General features: G+C 72.3%; 15 protein-coding genes. 9 read left to right on the plus strand and 6 right to left on the minus strand.

The window, feature by feature from the left end; all coding sequences use genetic code 11:
- Positions 1 to 109: 109 nt before the first annotated feature.
- The 5 genes from ACIQ6Y_RS26855 (at position 110) to ACIQ6Y_RS26875 (ending at position 4148) form a co-directional block, all read left to right on the plus strand.
- Complete coding sequence (locus tag ACIQ6Y_RS26855; protein WP_404042542.1) at positions 110 to 823, plus strand: hemolysin III family protein; 714 nt, start codon at positions 110 to 112, stop codon at positions 821 to 823.
- Positions 824 to 937: 114 nt separating this feature from the next.
- Complete coding sequence (locus ACIQ6Y_RS26860) at positions 938 to 2377, plus strand: DHA2 family efflux MFS transporter permease subunit (protein WP_404042543.1); 1440 nt, start codon at positions 938 to 940, stop codon at positions 2375 to 2377.
- A complete protein-coding gene (locus ACIQ6Y_RS26865; protein WP_404042544.1) occupies positions 2374 to 3012 on the plus strand; it encodes a TetR/AcrR family transcriptional regulator in 639 nt (212 codons plus the stop codon). Before ACIQ6Y_RS26860 ends, ACIQ6Y_RS26865 begins: the two co-directional genes overlap by 4 nt.
- A gap of 34 nt (positions 3013 to 3046) precedes the next feature.
- Positions 3047 to 3778 (plus strand): Mut7-C RNAse domain-containing protein, encoded by a 732-nt coding sequence (locus tag ACIQ6Y_RS26870; protein WP_404042545.1) that lies wholly within the window; start codon positions 3047 to 3049, stop codon positions 3776 to 3778.
- Positions 3779 to 3827: 49 nt separating this feature from the next.
- Entirely contained in the window at positions 3828 to 4148 is a 321-nt protein-coding gene (locus ACIQ6Y_RS26875; protein ID WP_404042546.1) for a hypothetical protein, read from the plus strand.
- On the opposite strand, the gene ACIQ6Y_RS26880 is transcribed toward ACIQ6Y_RS26875, so the two are convergent.
- Both ACIQ6Y_RS26880 and ACIQ6Y_RS26885 read right to left on the minus strand, forming a co-directional pair.
- On the minus strand, positions 4135 to 6567 hold the full coding sequence (locus ACIQ6Y_RS26880; protein WP_404042547.1) for a galactose oxidase-like domain-containing protein: 2433 nt from the start codon (positions 6565 to 6567) through the stop codon (positions 4135 to 4137). The two genes, ACIQ6Y_RS26875 and ACIQ6Y_RS26880, sit on opposite strands and share 14 nt — an antisense overlap.
- Positions 6568 to 6603: 36 nt before the next feature.
- Entirely contained in the window at positions 6604 to 8061 is a 1458-nt protein-coding gene (locus ACIQ6Y_RS26885; RefSeq protein WP_404042548.1) for an ArnT family glycosyltransferase, read from the minus strand.
- A gap of 330 nt (positions 8062 to 8391) precedes the next feature.
- Between ACIQ6Y_RS26885 and ACIQ6Y_RS26890 the strand changes: the two genes are divergently transcribed.
- Positions 8392 to 9657, plus strand: coding sequence for a glycosyltransferase (locus ACIQ6Y_RS26890; RefSeq protein ID WP_404042549.1), 1266 nt, complete (start codon positions 8392 to 8394; stop codon positions 9655 to 9657).
- On the plus strand, positions 9654 to 10661 hold the full coding sequence (locus tag ACIQ6Y_RS26895) for a GtrA family protein (RefSeq protein ID WP_404042550.1): 1008 nt from the start codon (positions 9654 to 9656) through the stop codon (positions 10659 to 10661). The genes ACIQ6Y_RS26890 and ACIQ6Y_RS26895 overlap by 4 nt, the downstream gene beginning before the upstream one ends.
- A 50-nt stretch (positions 10662 to 10711) precedes the next feature.
- Here the strand turns inward: ACIQ6Y_RS26895 and ACIQ6Y_RS26900 are convergent, their stop codons facing one another.
- Positions 10712 to 12742, minus strand: a complete 2031-nt coding sequence (locus tag ACIQ6Y_RS26900; RefSeq protein WP_404042551.1) for a thioredoxin domain-containing protein — start codon at positions 12740 to 12742, stop codon at positions 10712 to 10714.
- 29 nt (positions 12743 to 12771) lie between these two features.
- Positions 12772 to 13185, minus strand: a complete 414-nt coding sequence (locus tag ACIQ6Y_RS26905) for a hypothetical protein (protein WP_404042552.1) — start codon at positions 13183 to 13185, stop codon at positions 12772 to 12774.
- Between the two features lie 385 nt (positions 13186 to 13570).
- Here ACIQ6Y_RS26905 and ACIQ6Y_RS26910 point away from each other — a divergent pair, with 385 nt between their 5' ends.
- On the plus strand, positions 13571 to 16849 hold the full coding sequence (locus tag ACIQ6Y_RS26910; RefSeq protein WP_404042553.1) for a tetratricopeptide repeat protein: 3279 nt from the start codon (positions 13571 to 13573) through the stop codon (positions 16847 to 16849).
- Positions 16850 to 16971: 122 nt separating this feature from the next.
- Here the strand turns inward: ACIQ6Y_RS26910 and ACIQ6Y_RS26915 are convergent, their stop codons facing one another.
- Together ACIQ6Y_RS26915 and mca are read right to left on the minus strand one after the other, a co-directional pair.
- Complete coding sequence (locus tag ACIQ6Y_RS26915; protein WP_404042554.1) at positions 16972 to 17205, minus strand: hypothetical protein; 234 nt, start codon at positions 17203 to 17205, stop codon at positions 16972 to 16974.
- A 1-nt stretch (position 17206) separates the two neighbouring features.
- Entirely contained in the window at positions 17207 to 18067 is an 861-nt protein-coding gene (mca, locus tag ACIQ6Y_RS26920) for a mycothiol conjugate amidase Mca (protein ID WP_404042648.1), read from the minus strand.
- A gap of 169 nt (positions 18068 to 18236) precedes the next feature.
- On the opposite strand from mca, the gene ACIQ6Y_RS26925 reads away from it, so the two are divergent.
- A complete protein-coding gene (locus ACIQ6Y_RS26925) occupies positions 18237 to 18635 on the plus strand; it encodes a DUF4307 domain-containing protein (protein WP_404042555.1) in 399 nt (132 codons plus the stop codon).
- Positions 18636 to 18640 lie beyond the last annotated feature (5 nt).

Genomic DNA, 18640 nt, shown 5'->3' on the forward strand with positions numbered 1-18640 from the left:
GACAGGCCGCAGACACGGGGTGGACGGGCATGAGACGATGGCCACTCTTCACCGGTTCATCTGCCCACAAAGGCCCGTAACTTACGGCTCCGTAGGTACGATTCGGTGTATGACTGCGTCCGCCACCGACGCGCCTCTGGACACGCCGGCCGCCGGCCGCGGTTCCGTCGCGCCCTCTCCGTCGCATCCGATCAAGCCGAAGCTCCGTGGCTGGCTCCACCTCGGCATGTTCCCGGCCGCGCTCATCTCGGGCCTGGCACTCACTGCGCTGGCCGACTCCCCGCGCGGCCGCCTCGCCTGCGGCATCTACGCCCTGACCGCCTGTCTGCTGTTCGGCGTGAGCGCGCTGTACCACCGGGGCAACTGGAGCCCGCGCATGGACGGCGTCCTGCGCAGGCTGGATCACGCCAACATCTTCCTGATCATCGCGGGCACCTACACCCCGCTGACGATGCTGCTGCTGCCCGGCGCCAAGGGGCAGTGGCTGCTGTGGGGCATCTGGGCCGCGGCCGCGGCCGGGATCGTCTTCCGGGTGTTCTGGGTCGGCGCCCCGCGCTGGCTGTACACCCCCTGCTATCTGGCCATGGGCTGGGCCGCGGTCTTCTTCCTGCCCGACTTCATGCGCGCGGGCGGCATCGCGGTGCTGGTCCTGGTGATCGTCGGCGGTCTGCTCTACAGCGCCGGCGGCGTCATCTACGGCATCAAGCGCCCCAACCCCTCACCGCGCTGGTTCGGGTTCCACGAGGTGTTCCACTCGTTCACGCTGGCCGCCTTCATCACCCACTACGTGGGCATCTCGCTGGTCGCCTACCAGCACACGTAACCCGCACACCCTCCTCGACGAGGCCACGGCTCACCTGAGCCGTGGCCTCTTTCGTATGCCCGGAAACCACCTATCGATTGACAGTCCCTAGATTTTGAGAGCTACTCTCATTTCATGGCTACTCTCAATCCACGCCGCTGGTGGGCTCTCGGTGCTCTGGTCGCGAGCATGCTCACGCTCGGCTTCGACATGACGATCCTCAACGTCGCCCTGCCGACGATGGCCGCCGATCTCGGTGCCAGCACGGGTGAGGCACAGTGGATGGCGGACGCGTACGTCGTCGTCTTCGCCGCGCTGATGCTGCCCGCCGGACTCCTCGGCGACCGCTTCGGGCGGCGCCGCATGCTGATCACCGGACTGGGGATCTTCCTCGCCGGCTCGCTCCTCGGCGCCCTCGCCGACGACGTGACCTGGGTGATCGCCGCCCGCGCGGTCATGGGCGTGGGCGGCGCGCTGGTCACCCCGCTCTCGCTGTCGGTGCTGCCCTCGCTGTTCGCGGCCGAGGAGCGCACCAAGGCCGTCGGCATCGTCTCCGCCGCCTCCACACTCGGCCTGCCGGTCGGCCCGATCCTCGGCGGCTGGCTGCTGAACCACTTCTGGTGGGGCTCGGTCTTCCTGGTCAACGTGCCCATGGCCGCCATCGGCATCCTGGCCTGCGTCTTCCTGCTGCCGGAGACCAGCGACCCCGCCTCCCCGCGGGTCGACCTCCTCTCCACCGCGCTCACCGCGACCGGCCTCGGCGCCCTCGTCTACGCGATCATCGAGGCCCCCACCCGGGGCTGGGGCGACTCGCTGGTCCTGGCCGGGTTCGCGGTGGCCGCCGTACTCATCACCCTGCTGGTGCTGCGTGAGCGGCGCTCCGCGCGGCCGATGCTCGACATGGGGCTGCTCGCCCAGCGCGGCTTCCTGCTCCCCGCACTCGCCGCGACCGTGGTGATGTTCGTACTGTCCGGCCTGCTGTTCGTGCTGCCGGCGTACCTCCAGGCCGTGCTCGGCCATGACGCCCTCGGCACCGGGGTGCGGCTGCTGCCGATGATGGGCGGGCTGCTCGTCACCGCGCGGGCCGCGCAGCCGCTGGTCGTGCGCTTCGGGACGCGCGGCGTGGTCGGCGTCGGCATGGTGGTCCTCGCCTTCGCCGGGCTCCTGGGCAGCCGTACGACGGTGGAGTCCGGCTACGGCTTCACCGCGCTGTGGCTCACCCTGGCCGGGGCCGGGTTCGGCCTGGCGGTCGTCCCGGCCATGTCCGGCGCGATCGGCGCGCTGCCCGCCGACCGGGCCGGCAGCGGCTCCGGGCTGCTGATGACCCTGCGTCAGGTGGGCGCCGCGCTGGGCATCGCGCTGCTGGGCAGCCTGCTCGCCGGTGAGCTGGACGCGGCGAGCCTCGCCGCGTCCGCCGACCGCGCCTATGTGCACGGCATGGACCTGGCCCTGCTGGTCAGCGGGGTCACCGCCCTGGTCGCCGCGCTGGGGGCGGCGCTGTTCCTGCCGGGCCGCAGCGTGGTGCGGGTGGCCGCACCGGAGATGGCCGCGGCGAAGGCGGATGCCCGACAATGACCAGCATGACGGCCGCACAGAGCACCTCCCCCGCCGACCGCCCCCAGCTGAGCCTGCGCGAGCGCAAGAAGATCAAGACGCGCGAGGCGATCCGCCACGCGATGTACGCGCTGGTCCGGGAGCAGGGCTACGACGCGACCACGATCGACCAGATCGCCGAGCGCGCCGAGGTGTCCCCGTCGACCGTCTTCCGCTACTTCCCTACCAAGGAGGACATCGTCCTCACCGACGAGTACGACCCGCTCCTGCTGGAGGAGCTGCTGGCGCGGCCCGCGGACGAGCCCTGGCCGGATTCGGTGCGGTACATGCTGCGGGAGGCCGTGCGCACCGGCGTGGAGGAGGACGCGGAGATCGCACGGCTGCGCACCCACCTCATGGTGCAGGTGCCCGCGGTGCGCTCACGGATGATGGAGAGCATGTCGGTCACCGGCCGTACGCTCTGCCAGGCCATCGGCGAGCGCACCGGCCGCGACCCGCACAGCCTGGAGGTCCGGGTGACCGCCATGTCGCTGGTCGGCGCCCTGATGGAGACCACGCTGTACTGGGCGGAGAACGACCACCGCGACGACTTCGCCGACCTCGTCGACCGCGCGCTGAACGTCCTGCAGCACGGGTTGCCCAGCCTGAAATCCTGAGAGCCGGCCCGGGGCCGCGTGCCATCCTGATCAGGTGAACGCACCCGAGATCCACGTCGACTTCGCCCCCGAACTGGCCCTGTTCGTCCCGTCCGACCGACGCCAGGGGCCCACCGCCCTGCGCACCGACGGCGTCTCGACCCTCGGTCATGTCGTCGAGTCCCTCGGCGTGCCGCTCACCGAGGTCGGCGCGCTGCTCGTCGACGGCCGCGACACCCCCGTCCGGCATGTCCCGCGCGACGGGGAGAGGGTCAGCGTCCGCCCGGTCGACCGGCCCCAGCAGGTACCCGGCGCCCCCTTGAGGTTCCTGCTCGACGTGCACCTCGGCACCCTCGCCCGCCGGCTGCGCCTGCTCGGCGTGGACACGGCGTACGAGTCGACCGACATCGGCGACCCGGCGCTCGCCGCGCGCTCCGCCGCCCAGCAGCGGGTCATGCTCAGCCGCGACCGGGGCCTGCTGCGGCGCCGCGAGCTGTGGGCGGGCGCCTACATCTACAGCACCCGCCCCGAGGAGCAACTCCGCGACGTCCTCGACCGCTTCGACCCCGAGCTGCGCCCCTGGACCCGGTGCACCGCCTGCAACGGGCTGCTGCGCGAGGCCACCAAGGACGAGGTCGCCGACCAGCTCGAACACGGCACGCAGCGCACCTACGACGTGTTCGCCCAGTGCCGCGACTGCGGGCGCGCCTACTGGAAGGGCGCCCACCACGACCAGTTGGAGGCGATCGTGGAGGGCGCCCTGAGTATGCGTACTCAGCGGGGTTGAGCAGCGGCGACGATCCCGAGCGCCCGGCCGGTGCGCTGGAATGGGCGGCATGAACACCGTGTCCCCGTCCCCCGCCCGGCAGCTGACCCGCTGGTCCACGTACGGACTCCTGCTGCTCCTGCCGACGGTCGTCGTCAGCTGGATCGTCGTGCTCAGCACCGATCGGGGCGGCCGCTGCCTGATGTACGGAGAGCACTGCTCGCCGGTTCCGGGTGCGGTGGTGTGGGGCTTCTTCTGGACCGCGGCCGGGGCCGGGGTGCTGGCACTGGTGTGGCCCCGGACCCGGTGGTCGTACGCCAGGTCCGGGGCCGTGCTGGTGCAGTGGGGCGCTCAGCTCACGCTGAGCGCGCTGATCCTCAGCGGCGCCTGACGGTGTCGCCCTTGCCGCAGGCGATGCCGTCCCCGTTGCGGTCGAGGCGGTGCCGGTCGCGGCCGTGGACCGTGAGTTTCGTGCCGTAGCCCTTCTGCTTCAGCCAGGTGCAGCGCTCGGAGCCGGGCATCGCCGGGAACTTCCAGGGCACGCACTGGCTGATGGTGCCGTAGGAGTGGTCGCAGCCGTCGTAGCCCTGGGGCATCTTCATGCCCTGGTGGTGCTGGTGGTCGTGGCCGCCGGTGGTGGCCGCCTCCTCCTCCAGGTCCGTGGCGTACGCCTGGACGCGGGCCTCGGCGACCTGGCCGGCGGCGCCGATGCGGACCCACTTGGACACCGAGGGCACGCCGTCGGCGTCGACCACGCTCAGCATGTACCAGCCGGGCGGGGCCAGGTTGGGGTTGCTGGTCAGGCTGAGGTCGATCGCGGTGCCGTCGACGGTCATCGGCAGGTCGACATAGCGCTGGTTGGGGTCGGAGGAGTGGGTGACCGCGGCCGGGCGGATCAGGGAGGCCTTCACCACCGGCTCGTCGACGGTGATGCGCTGGGTGCTGCCGTACGCCCAGGCGGTGTTCTGCAGCGAGGTGATCTGCGGCCGGGGGCCCTTGAACAGATACGGCGGCTTGTAGATCGACACGCGCTGGTCGAAGGAGCCGTCGCCCGGGTTGTTGCCGATGCTCATGACGCGGCCGTCGGGCAGCAGCACCGACGAGGAGTGGTAGGTCCGCGGGACCGGGTCGGTGGCCAGGCCCGGCTCGAAGGCGTTGGTGGCCGGGTCGTACAGGGACGCCTCGAAGACGGGGTCCTCGCGGTAGGTGTGCACGGCGCCGCCGGTCTCCAGGACCTTGCCGTCGGGGAGGATCACCGCGGAGACGTACACCTTGCCCTGGGCGCCGGTCTGCGGGCTGCCGTTCTGGTAGCGGCCCTGCGGCAGGTCGGGCCCGGGGACGTAGGCCGGGGAGTCGGCCTTCATGTCGATGACGTCGACGAGCCGGTGCGCGTCGGGCGAGACGGTGTGGTTGCCGCCGCCGATGGTGATGACCTTCTGGTCCTGGGCGGGCGGCAGCAGCACCGACATGGACTGGTCGCGCTCGTCCTTCCTGCGCAGGCCGGGCACGTCGGCGACGGTGCCGGCCGCGTAGTCGTACACGGACGCGCCGGAGCCGGGCAGGCCGCCCCCGAAGACATGGCTGCCCGTGTAGAAGAGGCGGCCGTCCTGGAGCAGGATCATCGACGGGTACAGGCCCCAGAAGGACCAGGCCTGCTTGGCCTCGCCCATGGGCAGCCACTTGTTCTGGGCGTAGGAGAAGTGCTCGTTGACGACCGTGCCGGAGGAGTCCTCGCCGAGGCCGCCGAGGGAGAGGACGTCGCCGTTGCCCAGCGCGGTGGCCGACGGGTACCAGTGGCCGGCCAGCATGTCGTTGACCTTGACGTACCGGTTGAGCGCCGGGTCGAAGACGTACGAGCTCTTCAGGCCCTTGTAGCCGACGCTGCCGTCGGGCGCCGCGTAGTCCTTGTTGCCGCCCATCACCAGCACGCGGCCGTCCGGGAGCTGGACGTGCCCGGCGCAGAAGAAGTCCTCGGGCGTGGGAATGGCGGTGTAGGTGCCGGCGACCGGGTCGTACAGCGAGGTCTTGAAGGTGCCTGCGCGGAACGCGTCCTGGTCGTTGCCGGAGCCGGCGATCAGCAGCACCTTGCCGTTGTGCAGCAGCACGGAGTGGATGGCGCGCACCGGCGACCGGAGCGTCTGGACGGTCCACTCGCCCTTGCACTCGGGGCCCGTGCCGCCCGCCTGGCAGGGGTCGGACCCGGAGGGGACGGTGGCGTCGGTCATCGCGTAGTCGTCGGTGGTCAGGGTGCCCACGCCGTACAGGGCGCCGCCCCAGGTCACCTGGTCGGTGTCCGGCGGGATGACCGGGGTGCGCACCTCGGTGCGGGCCCAGGCGGCGGACTGCGTCAGGGTCTTGAGGTCGGTCCAGTAGACCCAGCCGAGGCGGGTGTCGTGGCGGAAGATCGTGAAGGCCACGTCGGGGGTCGTCGACCTGTACCAGAAGGACAGGTCGTACTGGTGGCCCGGAGTGACCTGCGGGGCGCAGGAGTTCTCCAGCATCATCGTCTTGCGGTCGCCGCTCGCGCGCCGGGTCAGCGCGATGCGTACGGCGCGGTCGCCCGCGTGGGCGTCGTCGGTGACGGTGAAGCTGTAGTCGTTGTCGCCCCAGCCCGACTTCTCGAAGCACTGCGGGAACTGGGAGGGCCCGTCGAGGACTTCCAGGCCCGGGTTCCTGACGAGGTTCGTGGCGGCGGTGGCGGGCTGGGCGCCGAGCGGGCCGAGGCCGAGCGCGGCGGCGAACAGGATGAGGGCGGTGGTCAGCAGGCGGGTGGTTCTTCCGCGTGCCGGCCTTCGGGATGGGTACTGCACAGGTTCGTCCCCCCTTGGTGCTTGAAGAGGCCCTGGTCAGCCGTCGTCGCGGATGCGCAGGACGTCGATGCGGCCGGCGCCCTCTCCGAAGGTGGCGACGGGCGTGCCGTGCGCGAACAGGTCGCGCAGGGTGGGCAGATGCTCGCGCTCCCCGCGCAGGGCGGGCGTGGACAGGACGTAGTCGATGTCCTTCCAGCCGTGCGGCAGGGTCGCGGTGACGGCCGGGTCCTGGTCGAGCTTGTAGTGCCAGATGACACCGGTGCCGGGCCGGTGGCCGGCGTCGACGGCGTCCAGCCACAGCACGCCGTCGGTGACGACCCGGACCTCGCCGCGGTCGCCGACCTCGGCGTCGTGCAGCCAGCGCGCCGCCTCGCGGTAGACGCTGTTGTCGTCGGCGGTGGCGGCCGCGCGGTCGTGCTCGTACCAGTGCGGTCCGGCGAGTACGGCTCCTGCGGCGAGGACGGCGACCGCCGCGGCCGGCCGCAGCCAGGCCCGCCCGGTCGTCCGGGGCAGCCGGGTGACCAGCGCCTCGGCGAGTCCGGCGGCGGTCAGGGCGAGGAACGGCAGTGCCTGGACGATGTACATCTGCGGCAGATAGCCGCCGGGCCTGAGCGCGACCAGGGCGAGGACCAGCACGGCGAGCGCGGCGGGCCGCAGCCGTCGTACGGCGAGCGCGACCAGGGCGGCCACGGCTCCGCCGATCAGCAGGTACGGGTCGCGGTCCAGCCAGTCGGTGAACAGCCGGTGTGCGTCGGTGCCGTCCTGGAAGGCGGAGCCGCTGCCCTCGCGGCCGCCGAGCTGGAACTTCAGCGTGCCGAGCAGCGAGACATGTCCCGCGCCGGGCAGCAGTTCGCCCTTGAGCAGGGCGTACAGCGGATAGAACAGGACGGTCAGTACGAAGCCGGAGCCGAACCCGGCGAGGGAGAACTTGCGGGTGCTGGGATGGCTGCCCTGCCAGAGGGCGACGACCAGCACGGGCAGCAGGACGGCGATGGTCTCCTTGGAGAGCACCGCCAGCGCGAAGGCGACACCGGCGGCCACGTGGTGCCACAGATGGCGGCGCGGCGAGAGCGCGAAGGCGAGCGCGGCCAGCACCCACAGGACGGCGAAGTTGTCCAGGTAGATCTGCCGGTGCAGGACGACCGCGAGCGGGGACAGCGCGTACAGCAGCATCGCCGCGGCGGCGGTGGGCCGGGCGAGTCCGAGGCGCCGGCCGATCACGAAGACGAGGACGCTCGCGGCGGCGGCCACGGGCAGCATGGCGATCCGGCCCTGGACATAGGCGGGCAGATCGGGCAGCAGCCACTCGGGCAGCCAGGACACCCCGGCGAGCTGTATCCAGCCCAGCGGCGGGTGGTCGTACCAGTAGGTGTAATGCGCGAGTTCGCCGTGCCGTACGGCCCAGGCCTGCGCGAGATAGGTGCCCTCGTCGTCGTTGGGGAAGGGGAAATTCCCTATTCCCAGGGCTCGGACCAGAATGCCGACGGCGAGCACAGGTGTGACCCAGAAATAATCGCGGTGAAACAAATCCCGGCGCCGAGGCCGGGAAACGGAAGGAGAACTTTCGGAAGCTTCGAACTCGGATCTCACGCGCACACGAGTGTGCGACACGGCTGTCCCCACCTTGAAACCCCCCGGAATCAGGCATGCCGGCACAGCATGACACAGGTTCCGGCCAAGGTTGAGGGGAACAACAAATTCCGGGCGAGGCGAGGATCAGCACCTCAAGGCGCCATTGCGGGGGAAATAACGACCTGCTAGCTTCGGCCGATTCGCACCACCGTTTCACAGCAAGGATGACCAGAAAGACCAAGGGGGGAATTCATGGTCTCCGTTGTGCTGTTCATCGATTCCATCGTGCTCATGGCCGCCGCCGGCGTGACGCTGTGGTGGATGCTGCACGCCTGGCGCACGCCCGAGACACTTCAGTCGACGGCCTTCGCCGCACCCGACGGCCGCGCCGAACTGTCCTTCACCCTGCTGGTGCCGGCCCGCCACGAGGAGGCGGTCCTCAGACACACGGTCGAGCAGATGCTGCGCATCGACCACCCCGCCTACGAGATCATCCTGATCGTCGGCCACGACGACCCCGGCACCTCCGCCATCGCCCACGAGCTCGAGGCCGAGCACCCCGGCGTCGTACGCACGGTCGTCGACACCCACGAGAAGAAGAACAAGCCCCGCGCCCTCAACACCGCCCTGCCGTACGCCCGTGGCCAGGTCGTCGGCGTCTTCGACGCGGAGGACGTCGTCCACCCCGAGCTGCTGGCCCACGTCGACTTCGCCTTCCGCCGGGAGGACGCCGACGTCGTGCAGGGCGGAGTCCAGCTCATCAACTACGAGAGCAGCTGGTACAGCCTGCGCAACTGCCTGGAGTACTTCTTCTGGTTCCGCAGCCGGCTGCATCTGCACGCCCGCAAGGGGTTCATCCCGCTCGGCGGCAATACCGTCTTCGTACGATCCGATCTGCTGCGCGGGACCGGCGGCTGGGACGGCAACTGCCTCGCCGAGGACTGCGACCTGGGCGTGCGCCTCTCCTCCGGCGGCGCGAAGGTCGTCGTCGCCTACCACTCCGCGCTCGTCACCCGCGAGGAGACGCCGGGCTCCGTCAAGGCGCTCTACAAGCAGCGCACCCGCTGGAACCAGGGCTTCCTCCAGGTGCTGCGCAAAGGCGAATGGCGTCAACTCCCGGGCGTGGGGCAGCGGTTGCTGGCCCGCTACACCCTCAGCACACCCTTCGTGCAGGCCGCGACCGGCGTGATGATCCCGCTCGGCATCCTGTTCGCCGTCATCGGCGGCGTCCCGCTGCCGTTCTCGATGTTCGCCTGGCTGCCCATGCTGCCGATGGCCGCGATGATCGTCTTCGAGGCGGTCGCGCTGCACGACTTCGGCCGCGAGTACGGCTTCCGGATCGGCTTCGGTCACTACGCGAAGCTGATCCTCGGTGGACCCGTCTACGCCGTCATCCTCGCGGCCGCCGCGCTGCGGGCCGTGTGGCGCGAGTACACCGGCCGCCGCGACTGGGAGCTGACCTCCCACGTCGGCGCCCACCTCGCGCAGCCGGCGCCCCGGCCCCAGGAGGTCCGGTGACGGCGCAGACCGCCGATGTGTCCGTCGTCGTCCCCGCCTCCGACCGATCCGCCGACCTCCCCGAACTGCTCACCCGTGTCCGCGCCGCGATGCCGGCCGGCCTGCGCTTCGAGGTCGTGTCCGCCGACGACATCCGGCAGGTGATCCAGCGGACCACCGCGCCCTGGATCGTCGTCCTCGACGCCGGCCTCCCGCACCCGCCGGACCTGATACCCGCGCTGATCGCCCAGGGGGAGGCCACCGGCGCGGAGCTCGTCGTGGCCGGCGGCTCCAGCGCGGGCGGCGGCCACCGGCGGCTGCTCACCAAGTCGTTGTTCCCGCGCGCCCTGCGCGGGCTGAGCGACCCGATGAGCGGGCTCTTCGCGATCCGCAGGGCGGCGGTCGAACGGGCGGCCCCTTCGGCCGACGGCCCTCAGCCGCTCGGCCACCGGATCCTGCTGGAGCCGGCCGTACGCTGCCGTCCGCTCGGCATCGCCGAGGTGCCGTACGTGTCCGGCGGGCGGCACACCCGGGAGGCCAGGTCGAAGGGGCAGCACCTCCTGCGCCACCTCGTCGCCCTGCGCACCGCCGACCCGAGGGCCCGCGCGATCGTCTTCGGGCTGATCGGGCTGTCCGGGTTCGCGCCCAACCTGCTCCTGCTGTGGCTGCTCCACGGCTGGGGACTCGCCTACACCCCGGCGGAGATCCTGGCCAACCAGGCCGGGCTGCTGTGGAACTTCGCGCTGATCGATTCCCTCGTCTACCGCGATCAGCGGCGCCATCGCCGACGCGCCGTACGCCTGCTGTCCTTCGCGGCGGTGGGCAACGTCGACCTGGTCGCCCGTATCCCGCTCGCCGCGCTGCTGATGAGCACGACGGGCATGACCGCCGTACCGGCGACGGCGCTCGCGATGGTGCTCGTCTTCACGGCCCGCTTCCTGGTCGTGGACCGCCTGCTGTACCGCCGGCCGCACGCGCCAGGAACTGTGCCCGTGCGGGTGGCGGCGCCGGAGCCGGTGGGCTGACGTGGCGGATGGAGGGGCTGGAGGGGCCCCGTCCGCACGGGGCCCCTCTCCTACTGGCTGAGCTTCTCCCGCAGGGCCTGGCCGTCCGTCACCGGCAGGTCGCAGACGAAGTTGCGGCAGACGTACGCCGTCGGCGCGCCGCCCACCAGCGTGCGGTCGGCGAGGAGCGGGAACTCCTCGCTGCCCGGGACGCCGTACGCCACGACGGCGCCGGGCGCGGTGGACAGCAGGGCGGTGCGGTGCAGGGCGCGGGTCGCCGGGTCGCCGAGCGCGGGGCCGACGACGGCGACCTCGCGCGGCCCGTCCAGCAGCGCCTCGGCGACGGCCAGGCCCCAGCCGATGAACCGCGGCACCCGCGGTCCGAGCGCCTTGACCACGCCCAGCGCCCGCTCGGCGGCGGCCCGATGGGGCTCGGCCCCGGTGTGCGCGGCATACGACAGCAGGGCGCCCGCGGCGGCGGTCCAGCCGGAGGGGGCGGCGTTGTCGGTGGGGTCCTGGGGCCGCCGGATCAGCTGCTCGGCGTCCACGGCCGTGTCGTACAGGGCGCCCGACTCCGCGTCGACGAACCGGGTCAGGACGTGGTCCAGGAGCAGCCCGGCGAAGTCCAGCCAGACGCCCTCGCCGGTCACCGAGGCCAGCGCCAGGAAGCCCTCGGCGACGTCGGCGTAGTCCTCCAGGACACCGGCGTTCGCGCCGACGCGGCCGTCCTTGCTGGTCCGGGCGAGGCGGCCGTGGTCGTCGAGGTGGACGCGGACGAGCAGGTCGGCGGCGGCGAGGGCCGCGTCGACGAGGTCCGGCCGCTCCAGACAGGCGCCGGTCTCGGCGAGCGCGGCGATCGCGAGCCCGTTCCACGCGGCGACGACCTTGTCGTCCCGGCCTGGAGCGGGCCGCCCGGCACGGGCGGCCAGGAGGCGGGACCTGATCGAGGCGACCTTCCCGGCGTCGAAGACGCCCTCCTGCTGCGGGAGTTGGAGCACCGAGGCACCCTCCTCGAAGGTGCCCTCCTCTGTGACGCCGAAGTACTGCGCGGCGAGGTCGGCGTCGTCCCCGAGCACCTCGCGGAGCTGGGCGGGCGTCCAGACGTAGTAGGCGCCCTCGACGTGCTTGCCGGTGCCGTCGTCGCTGTCGGCGTCCAGCGCGGAGGCGAAACCGCCCTCGGGCGTGCGCAGTTCGCCGACCAGGAAGTCGGCGGTCTCCAGCGCGACCCGCCGTGCGAGCTCGGAGCCGGTGGCGCGCCAGAGGTGGGTGTAGACGCGGCACAGCAGGGCGTTGTCGTACAGCATCTTCTCGAAGTGCGGCACGATCCAGTCGCGGTCGACGGAGTAGCGGGCGAAGCCGCCGCCGAGCTGGTCGTAGAGGCCGCCGCGGGCCATCCGCTCGCAGGTGTCCTGCGCCATCTGCAGGGCGCCCTCGGCGCCGGTGCGCGCGTGGTGGCGCAGCAGGAACTCGATCACCATGGACGGCGGGAACTTCGGCGCCCCGCCGAAGCCGCCGCGCTGCGCGTCGTACTCGCGGGTCAGCCCGAGCAGCGCCTGCGCCAGCTCCTGCTCGCCGGGCGCCGCGGTGCCGCCGAAGTCGATCTCGCGCCCGGCCAGGTCCCGCACGATCTTCCCGGCGACCTCGGCGACCTCGTCCCGGCGCTCGTCCCAGGCCTGCCGCACCCCTTCGAGCACCTGCCGGAAGGACGGCATGCCGTGCCGCGGGGCGGGCGGGAAGTACGTCCCGAAGTAGAACGGCTCGCCCTCGGGCGTCAGGAACACGGTCATGGGCCAGCCGCCCTGCCCGGTCGCCGCCTGCACGGCCTCCATGTAGACGGCGTCGACGTCCGGGCGCTCCTCGCGGTCGACCTTGACGCTCACGAAGTGCTCGTTGAGGTAGTCGGCGGTGTCCTGGTCCTCGAACGACTCGTGCGCCATCACATGGCACCAGTGGCAGCTCGCGTACCCGACGCTGAGCAGGACGGGTTTCCCGCTCTTGCGCGCCTCCTCGAACGCCTCCTGCGACCAGGGCCACCAGGCGACCGGGTTGTCGGCGTGCTGGAGGAGATACGGGGACGTCTCATGAGCCAGTCGGTTCGGCATACCCCCATCCTGCCGCAGGGGGCTGGGGGTCACGCGCCGGGCGGGTCCCAGACCGTCACCTCGAACCTCGGCGTGGTGCCCCCGGGCGGGGCGGACAGGACCCGCAGATACGCCGTACGGCCCTCGGACGTGGTCAGGCAGAAGCGTGCGCCCCTGCGCGCCTCGACGGTGTAGGTGCCGCGGTCCTCGACAGCCTCGGCGCACTCGTCCTCGGTGGGGGCGGGGCCCGACCCGGGCAGCGGGGCGAGGGTCAGAGCGCTGCCCGGGGAGTCCAGTCCCGGAACGCCTGTGGTCGGGGAGACGAAGAGGTCCGTGCCCCGCGGCAGAGTGCTCGCACTGACCGGTGCGGCCGCGTCCAGGTCGACGTCCGTGCCGCCGCTGGTCAGGTCGGTGTCGAGGACGACGGGGCCGTACCGCACGGCGGCCTCCGCCTCGCCGGCCACGGCGGCCGGTGTCCCGGAGGGCGGGGCGGGCGCCGGCTCCGCGTTCCTGCCGCGGTCGGCGTCCGACGCCCCCCGGCCGGCCGACCAGGATCGTGACGAGGATGCCGAGGAGCGGGACGGCGATCCCGACGACCCACCAGGCCCAGCGCGGCTGGTGCGGCGGCAGCGATGCCGGCCCGGGCCTCGTCGACGCGTCGTCGCCAGCGGTCATGTGCTCCCCCATGTCGCTCTGCCCGTTTGCGATCACGATAGCCACGTGAGCGGCCCGAAACACCAACTCGCCGCTCCACCGCCACAGTTCGGCCACATGCCGCCCTCTCGCCCCGCTGCTCCCCGCGCCGCACACTTGACCCCGTACGCCGTTGGCGCCGGAGGGGGACATGACATGAGGGACGGTCATCGGGCGGAGGCCGAGCGGTTGTTGGTGCGGGCCGTGGAGGAGGAGGTGCGCAGGTCGGGCGGCCGCAGCGACGGGAAGGTGCTGCTGGCCCGGGCGCGCGCGTCGCTGGACACGATGGCGGGCGCCGCGGCCGACGAGTACGCCGCCTATGTGCACGCGCTGGACGAGTCGGACGCCGGCCGGCTGACGTTCGGGCAGCGCTACGCGCGCGAGGGCGGCGGCACTCCGCTGCTGGTGGCGGCCGTCGCCGCGGGCGCCGCGGTGGTCGCCGACCTGGCACTGGGCACCGGCGGCGGGACCGCGCTGAGCGCGGGCGCGACGGTCGGGGTGGTGGGCGCCGCGGCGACCGTGGTGAAGGTGGCGGGCTCCCATCTGCCGGCCGCGCACCGGCGGGCGGGCGCGGCCGGGCAGCCCGGCGGGCCCGAGCAGCTGCGGCTGCAGTGGCTCACCGCGCTGGAGGTGCGCGGGATCCGGCCCTTCCTCGACCAGCAGCGCGTGCTGGCCGCGTCCACCGGCCCGAAGAAGACCGGCCCCAAGCTGCTCGGCGCGGACAAGAGCGCGGCGGCGCGGGGCCGGAGTGTGCTGGAGCAGTCGTTCGGGCATCTGCCGGAGCCGTCGGGGCCGTCCGCTGGGCGGCGCCAGGAGCTGGCGCGGATCCGGCAGTGGGTGCAGGCGGCCCGCGCCAGTACCAGCACCCGGCCGACCGTGGTGGTGCTGCACGGGGCGTCCGGCAGCGGCCGTACGACCCTGGCGGTGCGGGCCGCTCATGATCTGCGCGACCAGTTCCGCGGGGCCTGCCTGGTGGATCTGCGCGGCGACAGCCCGGAGGAGCCTCCGCTGTCCACGCGCGATGCGCTGCTGCATCTGCTGAACCGGCTGGGCGCGCCGCGCGAGCAGTTGCTGTTCCGGGAGCGCTCGTCGGCGGACCAGCAGGTCAAGCGGCTCAGCGAGCTCTACCACCAGCATCTGACGGGCGTGCCCGTCACCGTCGTACTCGATGACGCCTCCGATCCGGAGCAGGTGCGCACGCTCGTGCCGGAGCGCTCCGACAGCCTGGTGCTGGTGACCGCGCGGCGGCCGCTGGAGCTGCCGGGGGAGCTGCCGGCGTGGGTGCATCAGCTGGCGGTGGAGCCGCTGGACGCGGCGGGCGCGGAGGAACTTCTGGGGGCGGACGGGGCGGACGGGGGCCCGTACGACGCGGTGGCGGCCGAGGAGATCCGCGAGCTGTGCGGCGGGCTGCCACTGGCACTGCGGATCGCGGGGTCTTCGCTGGTGGCGGGGGCCTCGCCCGGCGCAGGGGCTTCGGCTGCCGCGGGGACTTCGCCTGGCGCAGGCGCTTCGCCTGCCGCGGGGGCGCGGTCGCCGCGGGCGCTGGCCTCGGATCTCGGCGCGTACGGTCCCGTCGAGCCGGTCGAGCGTGCGCTGTGGCTGCGCTACACCGACCAGCCCGAGCCTGCCCGGCGGTTGCTGCGGCGGCTCGCGCTGGCCGGACGGGCCTCACTGGGCACGGCCGCGGCCGCCTCGCTGCTCGCGACAGACGAGGCGGAGGCGACCCGGCATCTGGAGGCGCTGTCCCGGGCGGGCCTGCTCGACCATGTCCGCGGCAGCCGCTACCGGCTGCACGACCTGGTACGCGCCTTCGCGCACGCCCGGCTGCTGGACGAGGAGGACCCGGCGGAGCGTACGGCGGCGCAGGAGCGGCTGATCGTGAACTACGCCGACCTCGCCGACTCGGTGCTGCGCCTGGTCGACGGCAACATGTCGACCCGCTCGGACCGCTTCGGGCCGCACGGCTTCACGTCGCTGGACGAGGCGCTGCGCTGGCTGGACGACGAGTCGAGCTTCATCACCTCCACGCTGCGGCACGCCGAGGGCGTGAACCAGGCGGCCGTGCTGAACCTGCTGGGCGCGCTGTGCGACTACTGCCTGCTGCGCGGCGACCTGTACCGGCTCGGCGAGATCAGCGAGCTGGCGCAGGCCGTGGACCAGGGGCTGCTGCTGCGCTCGGTGCAGTGGCGTACGGGCATCGCGGCCCGGCAGCTGGGCGAGCTGGACCGGGCGCGCACCACCCTGGCGTCGGTGGTCGACCTGTACCGGGAGGCGCATCACGACGCGGGCGCGGCGCGCGCCCTGTGCTCGCTCGGCATCACCCTGCACCACCAGGGCAATCTCACCGAGGCGTCGGCGAAGCTGCGCGAGGCGCTCGATCTCCAGGCCGCGCCCGAGCTGACCACCGACCGGGCCTGGACGATGCACGCGCTGGCGGCGGTGGAGCGCGACCGCGCGCACCTGTCCGAGGCACTGGACCTGCTCAACCGCTCCCTGGAGCTGCACCGCTCGGGCGAGTCCGTGCACGGCGAGGCCTGGGCGCACTACCAGCTCGGCCAGCTGCGGCTGCGCCTGGGCGACGTACCGCGCGCGGAGTCGGAGCTGCGCGCGGCCCTGGAGCTGTACGGCCGTACCCGCGACGCCCGCGGTACGGCGTGGGCGCTGACGCAGCTGGCGCGGGCCCGGCTGGTGGCGGGCGACATCACACCCGCGGTGGACGGGTTGCGGCAGGCGGAGACACGGCACCGGGAGAACGAGGACGCGCGCGGGGAGGCCTGGACGCTGTACTACCTGGGGCAGGCGCTCGAGGAGTCCGGCGACCTGGACCGTGCGGTGCGCGCGCTGGAACGGTCCCGCACGATGTTCTCCCGCATGCGGGACGTCTACGGCCTCGCCTGCGCCCGGCACCATTCGGCGCGCGTGACCCGTGACCAGCGGGCCGCGCAGACGGGCTCCCTGCGCAACTCCGGCTTCGCCCGCCAGCTGCTGGTCGACGCCCGCGCCGACTTCCAGCGCATCGGCGTCGCCCACGGCGAGGCGTGGACGTGCCTGGAGCTGGCGGTGGTGGACGCGGGCAACGCCCGCACCGCGCAGGCCCTCGCCCTGTGCGACGAGGCGCTCGGCCTGTTCGCCGGCTACGGCGACCGCCGCGGCGAGGACTGGGCCCGCTTCCTGCGCTGCACCCTCCTGCCGTACGCCGCCCCCGGCGGTGTCGACGTCGGTACGGCGGTGGCGCAGGAGGAGCTCGCCCAGCTGGCCCGTGACACGCACGGGCTGCGCGACGAGAAGCTGGACGACTTCATCGAGGCCTTCCAGCTGCTGCTGGAGCGCGGCGTGAGCCTGGAGGCCGGCTGGCAGGCGTGGCGCCTGCGCATGGTGCCGGACCGGCACGCCCGCGAGGTGATGGGGGTGCTGGCGGCGCGGGCGGCGTCGTAGAGCAGCTGCGCCGCGGGGCCGGCCGGACAGCCCGCGGCGCGGCTCGGCGTGACCTGCGCCGGAGGGACCTGAGGTCCCTCCCGGGTCACCGAGCCGCGCCGGTGCCTACGGCGGCGTGCGGCTCAGCCCTTTGCGGGCGAGGCCTTGCCGGAGGCGTCGGCCTGCGTCGTCTCCCGCTCGGGGGTCTCCTGGAAGTCGACCTTGCCCATGTGGCGGTTCATCGACTTCATCAGACCCCAGACGGCCAGGGCCATCACCGCGAACACGATGAAACCGAGGACGCCGGGGGTCACCTTGTCCTTGTCGATCTCATCGGCGAGGGGGACGAGGTGCGTCAGTGCCAGGCTTGCGCTCATGTCAGGCATTGTCGCGGATGCCCGCGAAGAGGTCGTCCTCGGGGAGGGTGGTGTCCACGAGCGACTTCGCGAGCTCGTACTCCTCCGTCGGCCAGACGTCCTTCTGGACCTCCATCGGCACCCGGAACCAGGGCCCCTCGGGGTCGATCTGCGTGGCGTGCGCGACCAGCGCCTTGTCACGGATCTCGAAGAACTCGGCACACGGAATGTGCGTGGTCAGCGTGCGGTCCTTGTGACCGGAGTCGTCCCAGCGCTTGAGCCAGTCGGCGTACGGGGAGTCCAGGCCGCGGTCGAGCATCGCCTGGTGCAGCGCCATGGTGCGCGGCCGGTTGAAGCCCTGGTTGTAGTACAGCTTCCGCGGCTGGTACACCGGCCCGAACTCGTCCTCCGGGTACTTCCCGGCGTCCGCCGCGCCCTCGAACGCCACCATGGAGATCTTGTGGGTCATGATGTGGTCGGGGTGCGGGTAGCCGCCGTTCTCGTCATAGGTGGTGATCACCTGCGGCCGGAAGGCGCGGATCTTGCGCACCAGCTCACCGGCCGCCTTGTCCACGTCCTCCAGGGCGAAGCAGCCCTCCGGCAGCGGCGGCAGCGGGTCGCCCTCGGGCAGGCCGGAGTCCACGAATCCGAGCCACTCCTGCTTGACCCCGAGAATCTCGCGGGCCTCGTCCATCTCTTTCTTGCGCACCTCGTGGATGTGCTCCTCGATGTACGTGTCACCCTGCAGCTTCGGGTTGAGGATGGACCCGCGCTCCCCGCCCGTGCAGGTCACCACCAGCACGTCCACCCCCTCGGACACGTACTTGGCCATGGTGGCCGCGCCCTTGCTCGACTCGTCGTCGGGGTGGGCGTGCACGGCCATAAGTCGCAGCTGGTCAGTCAAGACTCAATCCTCAAGTCGAAGTCGGCGCCCGGGGTGACCGGGTGCGAACGGCGGCTTCTATAGTGACCGAATCGGGGGGCGAATAATTCCAGCTCCGGGTCCGGGGCCCCTTTCGGGACGTTCGTCCCGCACTGCCGAGAGGACGATCATGAGTACGGCGAGCACGCGACTGCCCGAGGGCCGTTACGGCCGTTCCTCGGACGAGCGCGCCGACCGCAGGCTCAAGGTCGTCGGCATCGCCCTCGGCGCGGCCCTGCTCGCCACGGTGGGCTGGTTCGGCTACCACTATGTGGCCGGCACCGACATCAGCGCCCAGGTGATCGGCTTCCAGGCCGAGGACGACCGGGTGAAGGTGCATCTGGAGGTGCACAAGGACTCCGGGACCAGCGGCTACTGCACGGTCCGCTCCCAGGCCGAGAACGGCGCCGAGGTCGGCCGGGCCGACTTCCGCTTCGACGGCTCCGCCACGCGTATCGACCAGGTCGTCACGCTCCGTACCACTTCCCGGGGCACCACCGCCGAGCTGGTCGGCTGCCACGAGGACTGACGTCA

The sequence above is a fragment of the Streptomyces sp. NPDC096205 genome, assembly GCF_044763135.1.
Lineage (GTDB): Bacteria > Actinomycetota > Actinomycetes > Streptomycetales > Streptomycetaceae > Streptomyces.